This is a genomic window from Tepidanaerobacter acetatoxydans Re1, assembly GCF_000328765.2.
Classification (GTDB): domain Bacteria; phylum Bacillota; class Thermosediminibacteria; order Thermosediminibacterales; family Tepidanaerobacteraceae; genus Tepidanaerobacter; species Tepidanaerobacter acetatoxydans.
Genome location: NC_019954.2, coordinates 523,770 through 540,851, shown reverse-complemented (window position 1 = coordinate 540,851; position 17,082 = coordinate 523,770). Strand labels below are relative to the sequence as shown.

The following is a 17,082-nucleotide window of genomic DNA, read 5'->3' as shown; positions in this document are numbered from 1 at the left end:
TTTTTTTATGATAAGTCCATATCCCATAAACTTTTTCTCGTAGTTGAAATGGCAATGGCACCCGAAGCCAACGCATTTTTTACTTCTTCTTCAGTTTCGATAAGTCCTCCCGCTATTAAAGGTGTTCTCACTCTTTCTGAAATTCTTTTTAGCGTCTTGGTTAATACTCCCGGCAAAATTTCAACTGCATCAGGTTCTACTTGATCAATGGTCCTGACAGCCGTATCCACTGCAAGGCTATCGAGGATAAATACTCGTTGTATGGTGAAAATTCCCATCCTGCGTGCACTAAGAGCTAAATTGCTTCTTGTTGTGATGATGCCATCTGGCCTGATTTCCTCTACAATATACTTGGTTCCTTCACTGTCCTTGCTTATTCCTTCGACAAGGTCAATATGCAAAAATGCCCTCTTCCCTGCTTTTTTTATGCAGTGAACCACGTACTTTATGTTTAAAATACTTCCCGTAAGTAAAAAAATGCACTTGGGTTTTCTGGACAGAGCCATATCCACATCATCAATATCTCTTATGGCCCCTATAATGGGATATTTTTTAATATCGGCTAAGATTTCGTTATTCAAGAAATTCACTCCCGATTTTTAAGGTTTATATAGCATAACATTACTACTCTTGTCTTTTTATAACTGTCTAAAAAGATTATACCGCTATTTAATTTTTTGGTCAATTTTACTACTTTTGTAGATTTAAAGTTGCTGAAATTTATTGCCTTGAAATGTATTACAATTAATTGGGAACTTTTTTTCTAAATAGCCGTCAAATATAATAAAGGCACAAAGAAGTATTTAGGGGGTGATAGTTATTTCTATATTCCTTTCAGAGTTCCTAGCATATAGCTTAAAAAATAGAGGAGGACTGAATTAAAAATGAAAAAATTATTATCTTTAGTTTTAGTATTGACTTTTGCTTTCTCAATTGTCAGCCCTGCTATTGCTTTGGCTGACACGAGTATTTCCCAGGAAAAAGCGATAGAAAAGATTAAAAAAATATTCGATACAACTATCTATGACCGATTCAATATAAATTACAATGAAAATGACGGTAACAAAAAGGTCTGGGAATTATACTGGTCCAAATCAAAAGCACCATATGGCAGCTTAAGTGCAAGTATTGATGCGGAAACCGGCAATATCTTAAATATGTACATGTACAAAGGCTATGATCCTGACAGAAAAACTTCGGCTATTCCTAAATACAGCAGGGAGCAGGCTATAGAAATAGCCAAAACCTTTGCCGAAAAATTACAGCCTTTGGAATTTGCCAAAACTAAATTGATTAACCGCGAAGAAATCATTTATCCTTTAAGTGTCAAAGATTACGATGACAGCTATTTCTTTAATTTTACCCGTATAGAAAGCAATATACCTGTTGAAAACGATGGCATTTACATTAATGTAGATGCACATACAGGTGAAGTTGTAAGCTATTCCTTTAATTGGTCTTGGGAACCTTTACCATCTGCTGAAAAGGTGATTTCGCCAGAAGATGCAGAAAAAATTTTTAGTGATAAAGAAGGACTAAAGCTGATTTACCAGCGATATTACGACTACAGAACCCGGGAGGAAAATATTAAGCTCGTTTATACCCTTAGCTCCCAAAGATTTTTAATCGATGCGATAACGGGAGAACTGATTAATGATGTGTACTACGATAATTACAACATGGGAGCCGGCGAAGCACAAAAGGCGATGGATTCCGATTTCACGCCTGCGGAGGCAAAAGAAGTCGAAATTACAAAAAATTGCATATCAAAAGATGCCGCTGTAAATATTGTCAAGAAATACGTTTCCATTCCCAATGATTATAAACAAAGTTGGGCAAATCTATATGAGGACTATGATAACCCTGACCAGAAAGTTTGGAGTATCAGTTGGGAAAAAAGCGATGACAACGGAGAAGGCGGATCAATTTACGCTCGGGTCAATGCAGTAACTTCAGAGCTGCTAAGTTTTGATTTTTACGATTATAGTAATCAGCCAAAGGAATTTAAGCAAAATTATGATAGAACAGCCGCCCAAAAGAAGGCTGAAGAGTTTTTAGAGAAAATCCAGCCGGAACGTTTTAAAGAAGTAAAGTTAGAAGAAGTAAACGAAAGAGTAGATGAGCTAGAAAAAATACGTGAACACAACTTTACCTATACGCGAATAGTTAACGGAATTCCTTATACTGCTAACGGATTTAACTTAACTGTAGATGCACAAAGCGGCAATATAACCAGCTACCGTATGCAATGGCATGAAAGAGATTTTCCCAGTACAGATGGAATCTTAGCAAAATCCGATGCAGAAGCTCGTTTCTTAAAAGATATAGGGCTAGAATTGGTTTATGCATCTATATACAACCCGAAGGATGATACTAATAGCTACAGACTGGTCTACAGACCTAAAACCGCCAAATCATATACCTTCGATGCCTCTGATTTCAAGCCTTTAGACTATAAAGGTAGACCTATTGAAGAAGATGTTAAAACAATTTTTACCGACATTAAAGGTCACTGGGCTGAAAATGATATTCAACTTTTAATAGACCTTGGTGTTATTAAATCTGCAGAAGACAAATTTTACCCTGATAAAAGCATCACCGAAGGTGAATTTATCAAGCTTTTATTAATAGCTAAAAATCAAGGAATATCCGATGACATGGAATTGCAGCCTGTTGCCAAGTCAGAATCCGGCGAAGAAATTCAAAAATATGTCGATGTAGCTTTAAAATTGGGTTGGGTAAAACCAGGTGAGGTTGATATTAAAAGATTCCTTTCCCGTGAAAAAGCAGCGGCTTTTGTTGTAAGAGCTATGGGTCTGGAAAAGGTTGCATGTCTATCTGATATTTATAAAGACATTGCAAAGGATAGTGCTTCTATAAAACCTGAGTATAAAGGTCATGCCACTATAGCTATGGGCCTTAAACTTCTATCGGCTGACAATGGCAACTTCAAGCCAAAAACCGATGTTACTCGTGCACAAGCCGCAACAATTCTGGTAAGAATGCTTAAAAGCGATAATATTCAGTAATAAACATCGGAGGGTTCACGGTATAAATATAAATATTACTGTGAACTCTCTTGTTTTTGCGTGCTCGCTGATAATATATTCGTAACATAGGCCCCACACAAAGTTAAGATAAGCCCTAAAATCATCCTTAAGGTAATAGAGTCATTCAAAAATACAACACCCTCAATTGTAGCAACAATAGGGGTAATAAATGAAGTATATGATATTCTTACAACATCAATGCGAGTCAAAAGATAGTAATATATGAGAAAAGCCAAAGCTCCGGCAAAAATTGAAAGATACAGCAATGAAATTATGCCCATTGTAGAAATGATAATTGGTTGATTTCTTTCAAAAAGAATTCCAAGCAAAGTCATTACTAAGCCGGCGGACATAAGTTGAACGGTAACAACCTGCATGGGCTTTATATCTACTTTATATTTTTTGCTGTAAGTTGCCGCCAAAGCATAAATAGCTGATTGAACCACTACAGCTATCGCTCCCCAAAAAGATTTGGCATAAATCTCCGATCCGCCGCTAAAGATTATCATAAGACCCGCAAAACCCATGAACAGGCCTATAATTTTATATTTGTCAAATTTTTCATCCAATAAAAAGTAGGCATATATTGCCATAAAAAAAGGTGTTGTGGTATTCATCATGGATGTTAATGTAGAACTTAAGAATTGCCCACCCCAATTTAGCATTGCTCCCGAAAGACCGTTAAGTATCCCAAAAACCACTGCAGGTTTGGCGTCTTCCCAACGGGTAGGTAATGACAAATGATTGATTCTCATAACTATATAGAGTACTAAAGCTGCAATAGAATACCTCAAAGCTCCAAAGGTAAAGGGTGGAAAATAAGACAGGCCAATCTTTATAAACATCCAGCCTGATCCCCATAAAAGGCATACTAAAGCGAATAATTGATTTTCCATACTGATGCCAAGCCTCCAATTATGTAGTAACACTAGAGCAAAATTATTATAACATAAAAATGACTTTAATTTAAACTGCAACTAAATTACGTTAGTGTCAAGTAAAAGTTGGCATTTTTCCTCTCAAATTTTTATCCTGCATAATAATGTGGCTTTTTTATTGTTTTAATAGAGAAAAAATCGTTGTTTTTTAATAAAATCATACACCTCTAATCAATGATTTTTAAAGTGGGTCTACTATCCCAGTATGAGCTAAAGTTTGATTGAAAATAATCTAAAGTATCTATATTTAAGCTCTATTTGTAAAACTTGCATTTATTCCACGGTCCTATTGGCATGGAGCTCCTACACCCTCTGGACACTATTGTATCGGGCGAAAATGCCCTGTAATTAGCTTATTTCGCTATTTTAAATTGTATCTCAGAGGGTGACCCATATCAATAGGCTTTCGAGGCATAAAGAGCTTTTTAGTGCAAAGCAAATGATTTTAAAATATGCTTTGACCGCCATATGTTATTAAATCCTGAATTGCTTTTCGGCCATTGGTAACTGAACATCCGGAAAAGGGCATACCTCCCCTGCGGACAGGATATATATTTGTTTTTATCTTGTTTGTTTTCGGCTTAGGTTTCTTAATTTCTTTAACTTCTTGTGTAAGTCTTTCTGAAAGCTCTCCTGATAGTAGTGAGTTAATTTTATCATGTAGTTTTCCACTGGCTTTTAAAGCTAGTATTTTGGCTAAATTATTGGCACCGGCTTTGCTCCAACTCATTTTCCGGTTTTTCATCCTGAGATAGAGTATGTCACATATGTTATGTTCCATAGTACCAAGGTTTCTATAGCTAATTCCTTCGGGAGGAGCTGGTAGTTTAATGTTTTTTCTTTGTTTATAGGGTATTAGACCATCGCGGTTGTTTGTTAGATATTGTTGTAGGGTTTCAAGTTTTTTTACTTCTTTGGCTTCTCCGCCACATTTATATTTTAGTTGTTCTATATGGTTTAGGGCTTGGTCTATTTTTAATTTCTTTATCATTCTTGATACTTTTTTGGCTTCTTTTTTATCATAGATGTATTTGTGTATGGCTTGAAATATGTGAAATCTATCTAGCTGGAAATGTTTTAGGGCAAGGGAAGCGCTTTCTTTTATCCAGGAAGCTCCATCTCCGTTTAATATTCTTAATTGTATTTTTTCTATGTTATATTCTTCGCTTACTGTAGCTTCACTTAAATCGGCAAATTCTTTTGAGTTGTGAAACCCTGCTACTACGTTTTTGTTTATTACTACGTATTCGTCACACTTGCCAAAATAGCGCTTTTCCCAACCTTCGTAAGTTACTGCAAGTTTTATTTCTTTTTTCCTGCCACTGCCGCCTTTTCGGTCTTTGCCTTGCATGTTTATGTAAAGACCATCGGATTCTTCAAATAATACTTTTACTTCTCTTTTGCCTTTTAGTTCGCCTTTTTCATATGCTTTTATTTTTGTTTTTCTTGTTCTTGTATTTTTTCTCCCATCTTTTGAACTACGTCCCATGCTGCTTGATGGCTTATGTCTTGGCCGGTTAGTTCTGTAATGTTTTGGGCAGTTTTTCTGTATGACATGTTTGTTGCGTTTTCTATTATTTTTTCTACTAGGTTTGCTGACATTTGGCCTATGGTTTTGTCCATTTTAAGATACTCATCTAGCAGGCTTATGTAATGCTTGTTTCCATCTTCGTCATAGTATCTATATATCCTTCTGCTGTATTCAATGGTTCCCATTACTGTTTTGATTGATGTCTTTTTTATACATATGTTGCGAAATTTGGCTTTGTCTCGACTTTCCATTATCATTACATCTAGTTTTTCTAAGATTGATTTTATCTTTTCTCTTCCATATTTTAATACCCTTTGGTATATTTCTTTCTCTAGGGTCTTGAAGTCTATGTCATTTAAGGGTAAACTTATATTGAACATGCATTTCACTCCTGTATTTTTTTGTGTGTTAACATTATTATACAGGATTTGCATGTTCTGGGCTACTCTGCTTTGCAGGGTGCCCTTTTTTGTGCCTACTTTGCATACTATAATTTTACTCTAACCTAAATTACACATCATACATAAACCCTGCAGAATTTTATCTCTGCAGGGTTTATATGTTGCCTTTTAAATTAAAGTGTTCTACTGTTTCATCATTGATTCTTTAAGCTCTTCGGCATCAATTTTAATTTTTGCAACTTTTGACTTCATAGCTGCTTTTGCTACTTCGCAGGCTACATGAGCCGCTACTCTTTTGTCAAATGCACCTGGAATGCAGTATTCCGGTGACAGTTCCTCAGGTGTTATAAGAGAAGCTATGGCATACGAAGCTGCAAGTTTCATTTCTTCATTTATATCAGAAGCCCTTACCTCCAAGGCTCCACGAAAAATACCTGGAAATGCAAGGACATTGTTTATTTGATTGGGATAATCCGAACGCCCTGTTCCCACTACTTTTGCCCCGGCTTGCTTAGCCTCATCTGGGTATATTTCAGGCACCGGATTAGCCAGTGCAAATATTATGGCATCTTTTGCCATGGTTTTTATCATATCTTTAGTAACAGTACCCGGGCCAGATACTCCGATAAATATATCGCTGTCTTTTAGGGCACAAGAAATATCTCCACTTAAACCCTGCTTGTTTGAAATATCAGCTAATTCCTGTTTGCTCTTATTTAAATCTGTTCTATCCCTTGACACTATACCCTTACTGTCGCAAACCACAACATCAAAAACTCCCGCCGAAAGCAGCAGTTTAGATATGGCCACGCCGGCGGCTCCTGCTCCACTTATGACAACTTTAACATCCTTTATGTCTTTTTTAACTATTTTAAGAGCATTGATAATGGCCGCTAAAACCACAACGGCTGTACCATGTTGATCGTCATGGAACACCGGAATATCAAGTTCTTGTTTTAATCTCTTCTCAACTTCAAAGCACCTGGGAGCCGCTATGTCTTCCAGGTTAATTCCTCCAAAAGTTGGGGCTATATGTTTTATAGTATCCACTATTTCGTTTACGTCTTGTGTATCAAGGCATATAGGAAAAGCATCCACTCCGCCAAAGTTTTTAAAGAGAACAGCCTTTCCTTCCATCACAGGCATACCAGCCTCAGCTCCGATATTACCTAAACCCAGCACAGCTGAGCCATCGGTAACTACCGCAACCATGCGTCCTTTAGCCGTATATTCATATACAGAATCTGGATTTTCCTTTATTTTTTTGCATGGTTCGGCTACACCCGGTGTATAAGCAAGACTTAAATCTCTTGAATTTTTCAGCGGAACTTTGCTGATTACTTCTATCTTACCTTGATGTTTCATATGAAGTTGCAATGCCTCTTGTTTTAAATCCATATTTGTAAGCCTCCCTTGTTTTTTTATTTAAGACAATTGAACTTGCTATTGAATTCTGTATTTCGGGGGTTCACTTTCATAAAGATTATTGCCATATGAATCTATGACGACTATTGCAGGAAAATCTTCCACATAAAATCTATGTATGGCCTCGGCGCCTAAGTCCTCGTAACAAACGACTTCGGCTTTTTTAATACTCTTAGAAATCAGAGCTGCGGCTCCGCCTACGGCCGCAAAATATACTGCGCCATGTTCTTTCATGGCATTAATTACTTCTTTGGACCTTAGGCCTTTTCCAATCATGCCTTTTAGTCCCAGCTCCAACAAAGGCGGTGTATAGGAATCCATTCGGTAGCTTGTGGTAGGACCTGCCGGTCCTACTGCATATCCCGGTTTTGCTGGTGCTGGACCTACATAGTATATAATCTGGCCTTTTGGGTCAATAGGCAGCTTTTCCCCACGATTTATAAGTTCTATAAGTCGCTTGTGAGCTGCATCTCTTGCCGTATAAATCACTCCGGTTATTAAAACATTATCTCCAGCCTTTAGCTTTCTAATCTCTTCATCAGTAACAGGCGTTTTTATCCTAATGCTTTTTTCCATTTCCTTGCCTCCTCGCTTTATATAACTCTTTGCGCATGTCTTGCTGCATGACAGCAAATATTTACCGCTACAGGAAGACCGGCAATATGTGTGGGAAAGTATTCAATGTTTACCGAAAGTGCCGTAGTCCTGCCTCCCAACCCGGCCGGGCCTATGCCGGATTTATTTATTTCATTTAGAATTTCATCTTCAAGCCTTGCGTATCTCACATCACTGTTATGCTCCCCCACGGGCCTCGTTGTAGCTTTTTTTGCTAAAATTGCCGCCATTTCCATCGTCCCCCCGATGCCTACACCTAAAATAATCGGGGGACACGGATTAGGCCCTGCCTCAACGGCAGTCTTTACAATAAAGTCCTTAACACCTTGTATGCCATCAGCAGGTTTTAACATCTTTATTCTGCTCATATTCTCACTGCCAAATCCTTTAGCAGTTACGTTAATCGTTATTTTATCACCCGGCACTATAGTTATATGTGTTATGGCTGGTATATTGTATTTTGTATTCACTCTGTCAAACAAAGGATCGTTTACAACTGATTTGCGCAGATACCCTTTGGTATAGGCCTGTTTAACCCCCTGATTTATAGCATCATTAAAATCTCCGCCTACCACTGCCACTTCTTGGCCTAGTTCTATAAAAACAACTGCCATACCTGTATCCTGACATAGTGCTATTTTTTCTTCCACAGCTATTTCGTCATTTTTAATTATCTGGTTAATTACTGATTTTCCTATGGGTGATTCTTCTGTTTCATACTGCTGCCGCAACTTATCCAAAATGTCTTTTCCGATTACATAATTTGCCTCTAAAAATAATTCTTTAACAGTCTGTTGAATTACCTTTGCATTTACCTCTCTCATTTAATAATTTTCACCTCTTTAATTTGTTTGTGTTAAGCTGCTTGCGTGATTCTATTTTATGGTTATTTACTTCGATTAATTTAACCAAAATCCTTCTTTATTTTTTATTTTCTTTTATCTATATATATTTGATTCTACCGCAGAAACTTCTTTTTTATAAATTTATGGTCAACATATGGTATGCCTTATTATAATAAAAACAGGGTGTTCATATTTTAGGTCAAAATTGACTTTTTACAGTAAAATCGTGTTTCTCTATTTGCGTAACTTTTATTGTCAATTATATTAAGGTTGTGTTAACATATACTTATGGTTTTGGTGAACATTGTTTGAATTTATAATTAGGTGGTGTCATATTCACCATCCAGCTTTCTGCATTATAATCAATAGTATATTTGGTGATATAAATGGCTATCGTAAATGTCTCAAATTTAAATAAAAGTTTTGGTATAGATACCATTCTGGAAGATATTAATTTTTTAATCGAAGAAAAGGATAAAATAGGGTTGGTAGGTCTCAACGGCACCGGCAAATCTACTTTACTCAAAATACTTGCAGGGCAAATGACCTATGACAGTGGTAACATTTATATAGACCGCAATATCAAGATTGGGTATCTAGCTCAAGGTGCTAAGTTTGAAACCCATCAAACTGTTGGCGAGGCCCTTTCGTCTATCTTTCAAGAGCAGCAAAATCAGGAGAAAGAACTGCATAGACTTGAAGCTTTGATGTCCTCCCCGAAGGTTTATGAGAATGAAGCACGTTTAGAAGGTTTGATGCACCAATACTCTATACTTTTTGAAGACTTTAAGGCAAATGGCGGATTTGAAATACAGAGTCGTATACGGGGAATTCTAAATGGTTTAGGTTTTAACGATGCCGATGCACTGATTTCAAACCTGAGCGGCGGTCAAAAAACGCGTCTTGCTTTAGGTCAGGTTCTTTTAGAATCTCCTGATCTTTTACTTTTAGATGAACCCACTAATTATTTGGATTTAGAATCAATTCAATGGCTGGAAACATTTTTGAAAGATTATCCAAAGGCTCTGCTGGTGGTGTCACATGACCGGTATTTTCTCGATAATATAGTCGGCAAGATTTTTGAATTAGAAAATAACCATATCTCTGTTTATACCGGCAACTACTCTGATTATGTGAATAAAAAACATGCATTGACAAAAGTTCTACAAAAACATGAGGAAATTAGGCAAAAGGAAATCGAAAAGCTTGAAAGCAATATTCAAACCTTTATCTCACACAGGAATTATGTTCAAGCAGAAAGTCGGAGAAAAAGGCTGGAGGATTTGCTGCCGAAATCTATTGTAAAAAATAGCAGTTCTCCCGTTAGGCTGAAGTTTGATATTCAAGAAACCAGCGGAAAAGAAGTGCTCCAGATTGAAAATCTGGGCTTCTCCTATGGAGATAAAAATATATTGAGTGATGTAAATTTAAAGGTGTTTCGCGGCGAGCGCATAGGCATAATCGGTCCAAACGGCATAGGAAAATCCACCCTCTTGAAGATACTGGCAGGTGAACTTGAACCGCAGGAGGGTTTCATACACTTTGGCCATCATGTTGAGCCGGTATATTTTGACCAAGAGCAACAGGACTTTTCTCCTGATGCCACAATATTGGATGAAGTATGGAATTCTGCGCCAGGTCTTAGTTTAACAGAAATTAGAACCTTTCTTGCCAGTTTATTGTTTTTTGATGATGATGTAGAAAAGAATATAGGGGTACTTAGCGGTGGAGAAAAAAGCCGGGTTGCTTTAGGCAAGGCAATTCTTCAAGGGGCAAATCTTCTTTTATTGGATGAACCTACAAATCATCTTGATATATTGTCAAAAGAAAAGCTAGAAGATGCTCTGAAGGCTTTTAAGGGAACTATTATCGCCGTTTCTCATGACCGCTATTTTCTAATGAAAATCGCAACTCGTATTTGGGAATTTGACAATGGCAATATTATAGATTTTAATGGTAATTTCAATTACTATTTAGAGAAAAAAAGCGAGAGTAAAAAGCAGGTCATCCCTGAAAACAAAGAGAATAAAACATTGCTTCGTAAGGTCAAGCTTCGGGAGCGCAAAGAACGTGAAAAAAAGAAGCAGGAGCAAAGAAGACTTAAGCAATTAGAAGAAAGTATTTTGGAAAAGGAAAAGGAACTGGAAAAGCTTGAACATATGCTGTGCCAACCGGAAGTATACAGCAACCCGGAAAATTCTCAAAAGGTCAATACAGCATACAACCAAGTAATTAGCGATTTGGAACATTTATATGAGCAGTTGGATTATGAGGGTTAGAAGGAGCGATATTTTTGAAAGAAAATTTTATTACATTAGGCATTGAAACATCTTGTGATGAAACTTCGGTATCAGTGGTAAATGATGGTAGAAAAATATTATCGAACACTATTTTTTCTCAGATTAAACAGCATCAAAAATTCGGCGGTGTAGTTCCTGAAATTGCCTCAAGGCAGCATCTGGAAGCAATAACCCATGTAGCTCAAAAGTCCGTAGAAGATGCCGGCATTGAATTTGATGACGTGGATTTGGTAGCGGTAACCCATGGTCCCGGTTTGGTCGGCGCACTGCTGGTAGGGGTATCCTATGCGAAGGGTCTGGCTTATGCTCTTGAAAAGCCGTTGGTAGGCGTAAATCACATTGAAGGGCATATTTTTGCAAATTTCTTGGAAAGCGATTTCGCTCCGCCTTTTTTGTGCCTTGTAGTGTCAGGAGGTCATTCCCATCTAATTTATGTAAATGATTATGGTGATTATGAACTTATGGGAAGGACCGTTGATGATGCAGCCGGCGAAGCCTTCGATAAGATAGCCCGTGCTTTAGGTTTGGGGTATCCAGGAGGTCCGCTTATTGATAAAACTGCAAGATTGGGCGATGAATCGGCCATATCTTTTCCTGTGGCCCATTTTAAGGAAGACAACTTATCTTTTAGTTTCAGCGGACTAAAATCTGCGGTTTTGAACTATTTGAATCATCAAAAGCAAAAAGGTTTACCTATAATAGTAGAGGATGTGGCAGCCAGCTTTCAAAAGGCTGTAGTTGATGCTTTGGTAGAAAACACCTTAAAGGCCGCAAGGGCAAAAAACGTTAAGACAATCGCCCTGGCCGGCGGTGTTGCTGCCAATAGCCGCTTGAGGGATGAATTGACCAATAGAGCCGGCGGGGAATTTAGAATTCAATTTCCGCCTATGATACTGTGCACAGATAATGCTGCTATGATAGCTTGTGCAGGTTATTATCGTTTTCTCCGGGGAATTAAGCATGATTTCACTCTAAATGCTCATGCAAGCTTAAATTTATTTTAAATAATAACTAGCGGAGGGTTCTATGCGTAGAGTAGAAAGACACCGAACAGAGCCAATTAATTCTCTGTGGTTTTGGTATAAAACAGTTAATCCGTTAAGAGCGGTCTTTAATTTTATAGTGATTTATACGGCAAGGTTTGTGCCTTTCCTTCCGTTGAAAAATTCCATGTATAGGCTCACCGGAATGAAGGTAGGAAAAAACGTGTCAATAGGATTAATGGCCATGTTCGACATATTCTTTCCTGAGCTCATAGAAATCGGAGATAATACCATAATCGGGTATAACTCAACCATATTGGCACATGAGTATATGGTAAAAGAATGGGGAAAAGGGAAAGTTGTTATAGGAAAGGATGTAACGATTGGTACTAATGTCACCATATTGCCGGGAGTTATTATCGGCAATGGTTCGACTGTTTCAGCCTGTTCATTGGTTAACAGGGATGTGCCTGATTATGCATTTGTAGGAGGAATACCCATAAAGCCTTTAAAGTGAATCTTTCCACATAATAATCGCATCCTCACCATCGTCCATGTAATATCCTCGTCGGATTCCAACCGGTTCAAAGCCAAGTTTGGAGTATAAGTTTTGGGCTATATAATTGGTTTTACGGACTTCAAGGGTCATTTTTGTGGCTCCATGATTTTTAGCTGCTGCCATAAGTGAACGCATCAGCAGCTCTCCAATGCCCTTTCCACGATATTCGGGCAGAACCCCTACATTGGTAACATGAGCCTCGTCTAGTATTATCCACATACCGGCATAGCCTATAACTTTACCAATATGCCTTACTACAATGTAATGGGAAAATTGATTATCGGTAAGTTCACATGCGAAGGAATATCGGGACCAAGGCGTTGTGAAACATTGACGTTCAACTTCCATTACATCATCCAGATCCTTCATTTTCATAACCTCTACGGTTAAATCATCATCGGCTCTTTGCTCCATGATGCTCCTCCCATTTCTCCTCGGCATTGGATTTTCGTATATAGAAAGGTTTTATTGAAAAGCAATCTTGTATATTCCCATGGATATATTCCTGCAAAGCTGCTGCTGCTATTGATGAAGCACGAGGCATAGAAAATACGGGGTGGGCGGAAATGATATTTTCTTCTGCCTGGTTTCCTCTGTTTTTCAATGAATCCTCTAATATCGGTAAACCATCGCCCAAAACCACTATATTTTCATTAATGCCTAAAAGTTCTTCAAGCAGCGTATCAGCTTTAATCAATTTATAGTCCCAAAGCCTTTTAAGCTTGCAGTCTTCCCAACGGTAAAGAGATGTATAAACTTCCTGCCGCTGAGCATTAATCACTGGGCACAGTAAATCTTTTGTGCCCATAAGATTATATGCCAAACCATCAAGGGTATTAACTCCTATCAAAGGCTTGTTCAAGGCATGTGCCATGCCTTGAACACAGGCCATGCCTATGCGGATTCCTGTAAATGACCCCGGCCCTTTAGCCACCGCTATTGCATCTATGTCATTTATGGTTAACCCTGAATCTTTCAGCACTTGGTCAACGATTGCCATCATTTTTTCCGAATGGGTCTTCTTATTATTTACAATATACTCTGAGAAAAGCTTTTTTTCGCTTAATACGGCTGCAGTCGCTACAATTGAAGATGAATCGATTCCTAAAATCCGTGTCATATGCTCAGCTCCTGAATAATCCTGTCATAACGAGGACTTTTTGTTGTAAATCTTATTTGCCTGCGGTTTTCTCCCACAACTTTGAAATCTATCCATAATACATCATCAGGCAGCATTTCCTTTACTTTGTCGGCCCATTCCATAACAATAATAAAATCTTCTAGATAATCATCAAACCCAATATTTTCAAGCTCTTCGAGAGTTTTAAGTCTATATGCATCCATGTGTGCAAGGGCAACAGGACCATGGTATTCATTTATTATAGTAAAAGTGGGACTTGTAACGGGGTGGTCTATGCCTAATCCCTTTGATATACCTCGAGTAAAAGCCGTTTTGCCCGCACCTAAATCTCCGGTTAGAGCCAAAAAGTCCCCTTTGGAAAGAAGTTTTCCCAGCGATACTCCTAGCTTTTCTGTTTGCTCAACATTTTTTGTTTCAAAGACTTTTTCCATTGTGCTCATCCTAATTTTATCCGCTAAAAATTATTTGTAAAATTATTATATCACAAAATATAATACAATAAATTGAAAGAAAACTTGACTAAATCAGCAGCCCTCTTCATAGACTATTTCACCGTTAACTATGACGCAATGGGGTTTAGATTTTATGTCAAGCGGATATCCGTTCCATATTACTACATCGGCATCCTTATCTTTCTCAAGACTGCCAAGGCGTTGTGCAATGCCTAAAATTTCAGCTGCATTGATAGTAATAGCTGCCAAAGCATCTTCTTCCTTCATGCCCTCACGCACTGCCAAGGCGGCACAAACAGGTAAGTATTGTATTGGTATAACCGGATGATCGGTCATTATGGCTACTTTTACACCTTTATCTGCTAGGATTCCCGGTGTGGTAAAACTCAGGTTTCTAAGTTCTACCTTTGAACGAGATGAAAACGAAGGACCTACCACTGCAGGAATACCTAATTCTGCTAATTCATCAGCTATCAAATGACCTTCTGTACAATGTTCAATAACCATATCCACATCGAATTCTTTGGCAATTCTCACAGCAGTCATTATATCATCTGCTCTATGAGCATGTGCTCTTAATGGAAGCTTTTTATCAAGAACATCACATAAAATCTCCATTTTAAGGTCTCTTTCAATTACTTTATCCGGATCGTTTAAACTCTTTTGGTATTTTACTTTATAGTTTTGAGCATTTACCAAGGCTTCCCTGAGCAAAGCTGCCGTTGCCATCCGGGTAGCGGGCATTTTTTTCTGCTCACCATATACCCTTTTGGGATTTTCCCCAAATGCGATTTTTAAGCCTGCAGGCTCTTTTACAACCATTTTGTCTATAATTTTCCCATATGTCTTTATAATAATAGACTGTCCACCGATAACATTGGCACTTCCGGGGCCTGTGAAGGCACATGTGATGCCTCCCATTATTGCATCCTTAAAGGCCTGGTCACCGGGATTTATTGCATCAATAGCTCGAAGTTGAGGTGTCACAGGATTGGTGCATTCATTGCCTTCTTCCCCTATATCGCCTACTCCTTCTTCAAAAATGCCTATATGACTGTGAGCATCGATAAAACCCGGAAAAACATATTTCCCGGACGCATCAATTACATCGGCATTTTTAGGAATCTCTACTGCTTGACCAACTTCCTTTATCTTGCCGTCTTCGATTAGTAAGCTTCCCTTATCAATAACCTTACCGGTCATAGTATATATTTTACCATTTACAATAGCTAACATGTTTTTCCTCCTGCTTATCATATTATACCACTTGTTAAGGCAAGCATAACCCTAAATACTTTGTAAGTTTCTAAGTAATCTCTTCCTGTATAAATTACCGTACGTGCATCTTTTTTCATTACACCTGGTATAAGCTGCGCCATTGCCGACATATCAGATACGGTAAAAGTTACCTCTAATTCCACGGGGGCTTTTTCCACTGTTGGTTTAAATGATGGGATTTTTTTCATGGCTTCAGCCACACCTGCTTTTAAACGAGCTTCAACTCGACTAAATGGATAAATCACAGCAGCAGTGCGCCCTAATGCACGTTTCACCGCCACTCCCACATGTTCATTCAGTTCCTCTCGAGCACATCTTATGGCATTTTGATCTCCTGACACAAAAGCTACTGGAACATGATAATACCCCGCAAGTCGCCCGTTTAATCCTGCTTCGCTTACAGGCCTGCCATTTATCTTTGCCTCTAATACGCGAAAAGTATATGTATGGTCGATTATTGATTCACTGCTTCCTGCTCGAGCGTGATATCCGACAAAAAAGACCGCATCAAATGATTCATCAATACCTTCCATCATACTAAGCGGTTTGAGGCTTCCACTGATAAGTGAAACCCTAGAATCCAATTCTTCAATAAGTATATTATCCATATCTCCATGGGCATCATTTACGACAATATCCTTTGCTCCGTTTTCAAAGGCCGCTTCAATTACGGCATTAACCTCACTTGTCATCATCCTTCTTGCTCTTTCATACTCACGTGCGCCGGAATTTATTTGATGCATGGAAGTAATTCCGGAAATTCCCTCCATATCAGTTGAAATATATATTTTCACAATAATCCTCCTCCAACCGTCGGCTTATTTGTTTTAACACCGCTTTGCAGCATCTATCATGGATTCGAATATGCGTAAAAATGCAGCATCCCCCATCATTTCCTCCGGGTGCCACTGGACCCCAATGCAAAACATATCCACTTCCCTTAGTTCTATGGCTTCGACAACTCCATCCGAAGCCAATGCAGAAACTTTACAGCTAGCTGCCGGTTCTTTTACCGCTTGATGGTGGAAACTATTTACACATAAGTGTTTTTTCCTTAAAATTTGAAAAATAGCAGAATCTTCTTCGACAATTTCAATTTCATGTGTGCCATGCCAGCGAGGTGCACTCTGAACATGTTTTAAAGGCTGTTTAAACTCGGTGGGGATATCCTGAAATAATGTTCCACCCAAAACTACATTTAAAACTTGCATACCCCTACATATCCCCAATAAAGGCTTTTTGACTCTTAGCATCTCATCGGCAAGAAACATTTCAGCAGTATCTCTGCAGGGATTTACATCTCCTAGATTAGTACTTGGTTTTTCATTATAATATGAAGGGTCTATGTCGGGCCCTCCGGATAAGATTATACCGTCAAGCTTTTCAACCATGGCTTTCAAGGCCGTTTCATCTTGAATCGGCGGTATTGCAACCGGTAACCCTCCGGCTAATTGTACCGCATGAAAATATTTTTCACCTAGTTGAGCCTGATTTTTATCATAATCAAAAGACATGGTAATTCCTATAAGAGGCAGCATTTCATATACGTCCCTTCTTATATTTT

17 protein-coding genes are annotated in these 17,082 nt (G+C 38.2%); 4 read left to right on the top strand and 13 right to left on the bottom strand.

Annotation, left to right across the window (positions count from 1 at the left end):
- Positions 1-5: 5 nt before the first annotated feature.
- Positions 6-590 carry a glycerol-3-phosphate responsive antiterminator gene (locus tag TEPIRE1_RS02515; RefSeq protein WP_231848314.1) on the bottom strand — a complete coding sequence of 195 codons (585 nt, stop codon included), beginning with the start codon at positions 588-590 and terminating at the stop codon, positions 6-8.
- A 294-nt stretch (positions 591-884) separates the two neighbouring features.
- Between TEPIRE1_RS02515 and TEPIRE1_RS02510 the strand changes: the two genes are divergently transcribed.
- Positions 885-3,029: a YcdB/YcdC domain-containing protein gene (locus TEPIRE1_RS02510; RefSeq protein WP_013777621.1), complete on the top strand. Its 2,145-nt coding sequence runs from the start codon at positions 885-887 to the stop codon at positions 3,027-3,029.
- Between the two features lie 35 nt (positions 3,030-3,064).
- On the opposite strand, the gene TEPIRE1_RS02505 is transcribed toward TEPIRE1_RS02510, so the two are convergent.
- The 6 genes from TEPIRE1_RS02505 to TEPIRE1_RS02480 all read right to left on the bottom strand — a co-directional run bounded on the left by TEPIRE1_RS02505 (position 3,065) and on the right by TEPIRE1_RS02480 (position 8,784).
- A complete protein-coding gene (locus tag TEPIRE1_RS02505; protein WP_013777620.1) occupies positions 3,065-3,946 on the bottom strand; it encodes a DMT family transporter in 882 nt (293 codons plus the stop codon).
- A gap of 487 nt (positions 3,947-4,433) precedes the next feature.
- Positions 4,434-5,477 (bottom strand): UPF0236 family transposase-like protein, encoded by a 1,044-nt coding sequence (locus TEPIRE1_RS14055; protein WP_023211370.1) that lies wholly within the window; start codon positions 5,475-5,477, stop codon positions 4,434-4,436.
- Entirely contained in the window at positions 5,420-5,899 is a 480-nt protein-coding gene (locus TEPIRE1_RS14215; protein WP_015294945.1) for a UPF0236 family transposase-like protein, read from the bottom strand. The genes TEPIRE1_RS14055 and TEPIRE1_RS14215 overlap by 58 nt, the downstream gene beginning before the upstream one ends.
- Positions 5,900-6,103: 204 nt before the next feature.
- Positions 6,104-7,318 carry an NAD(P)-dependent malic enzyme gene (locus TEPIRE1_RS02490; protein WP_013777619.1) on the bottom strand — a complete coding sequence of 405 codons (1,215 nt, stop codon included), beginning with the start codon at positions 7,316-7,318 and terminating at the stop codon, positions 6,104-6,106.
- A gap of 45 nt (positions 7,319-7,363) precedes the next feature.
- Entirely contained in the window at positions 7,364-7,942 is a 579-nt protein-coding gene (locus tag TEPIRE1_RS02485; RefSeq protein WP_342294233.1) for a Fe-S-containing hydro-lyase, read from the bottom strand.
- Complete coding sequence (locus tag TEPIRE1_RS02480) at positions 7,939-8,784, bottom strand: fumarate hydratase (protein ID WP_013777617.1); 846 nt, start codon at positions 8,782-8,784, stop codon at positions 7,939-7,941. Before TEPIRE1_RS02480 ends, TEPIRE1_RS02485 begins: the two co-directional genes overlap by 4 nt.
- 407 nt (positions 8,785-9,191) lie before the next feature.
- Between TEPIRE1_RS02480 and TEPIRE1_RS02475 the strand changes: the two genes are divergently transcribed.
- Genes TEPIRE1_RS02475 through TEPIRE1_RS02465 form a run of 3 tightly spaced genes read left to right on the top strand, consistent with a single transcriptional unit; the run spans position 9,192 to position 12,605 of the window.
- Positions 9,192-11,084 carry an ABC-F family ATP-binding cassette domain-containing protein gene (locus TEPIRE1_RS02475; protein WP_013777616.1) on the top strand — a complete coding sequence of 631 codons (1,893 nt, stop codon included), beginning with the start codon at positions 9,192-9,194 and terminating at the stop codon, positions 11,082-11,084.
- A gap of 14 nt (positions 11,085-11,098) precedes the next feature.
- A complete protein-coding gene (gene tsaD / locus TEPIRE1_RS02470) occupies positions 11,099-12,109 on the top strand; it encodes a tRNA (adenosine(37)-N6)-threonylcarbamoyltransferase complex transferase subunit TsaD (RefSeq protein ID WP_013777615.1) in 1,011 nt (336 codons plus the stop codon).
- A gap of 22 nt (positions 12,110-12,131) precedes the next feature.
- Complete coding sequence (locus TEPIRE1_RS02465) at positions 12,132-12,605, top strand: acyltransferase (protein ID WP_013777614.1); 474 nt, start codon at positions 12,132-12,134, stop codon at positions 12,603-12,605.
- Here TEPIRE1_RS02465 and rimI read toward each other — a convergent pair.
- The 6 genes from rimI to TEPIRE1_RS02435 form a co-directional block, all read right to left on the bottom strand.
- Positions 12,597-13,061 carry a ribosomal protein S18-alanine N-acetyltransferase gene (rimI, locus tag TEPIRE1_RS02460; RefSeq protein ID WP_013777613.1) on the bottom strand — a complete coding sequence of 155 codons (465 nt, stop codon included), beginning with the start codon at positions 13,059-13,061 and terminating at the stop codon, positions 12,597-12,599. The genes TEPIRE1_RS02465 and rimI overlap by 9 nt on opposite strands.
- Positions 13,042-13,767 carry a tRNA (adenosine(37)-N6)-threonylcarbamoyltransferase complex dimerization subunit type 1 TsaB gene (gene tsaB / locus TEPIRE1_RS02455; protein ID WP_013777612.1) on the bottom strand — a complete coding sequence of 242 codons (726 nt, stop codon included), beginning with the start codon at positions 13,765-13,767 and terminating at the stop codon, positions 13,042-13,044. Before tsaB ends, rimI begins: the two co-directional genes overlap by 20 nt.
- Positions 13,764-14,219: a tRNA (adenosine(37)-N6)-threonylcarbamoyltransferase complex ATPase subunit type 1 TsaE gene (gene tsaE / locus TEPIRE1_RS02450; RefSeq protein ID WP_013777611.1), complete on the bottom strand. Its 456-nt coding sequence runs from the start codon at positions 14,217-14,219 to the stop codon at positions 13,764-13,766. The genes tsaB and tsaE overlap by 4 nt, the downstream gene beginning before the upstream one ends.
- Before the next feature lie 93 nt (positions 14,220-14,312).
- Positions 14,313-15,476: an amidohydrolase gene (locus TEPIRE1_RS02445; protein ID WP_013777610.1), complete on the bottom strand. Its 1,164-nt coding sequence runs from the start codon at positions 15,474-15,476 to the stop codon at positions 14,313-14,315.
- A 17-nt stretch (positions 15,477-15,493) separates the two neighbouring features.
- Positions 15,494-16,312 (bottom strand): M55 family metallopeptidase, encoded by an 819-nt coding sequence (locus tag TEPIRE1_RS02440; RefSeq protein ID WP_013777609.1) that lies wholly within the window; start codon positions 16,310-16,312, stop codon positions 15,494-15,496.
- A gap of 33 nt (positions 16,313-16,345) precedes the next feature.
- Positions 16,346-17,056 carry a gamma-glutamyl-gamma-aminobutyrate hydrolase family protein gene (locus TEPIRE1_RS02435; RefSeq protein ID WP_013777608.1) on the bottom strand — a complete coding sequence of 237 codons (711 nt, stop codon included), beginning with the start codon at positions 17,054-17,056 and terminating at the stop codon, positions 16,346-16,348.
- Positions 17,057-17,082: the final 26 nt, after the last annotated feature.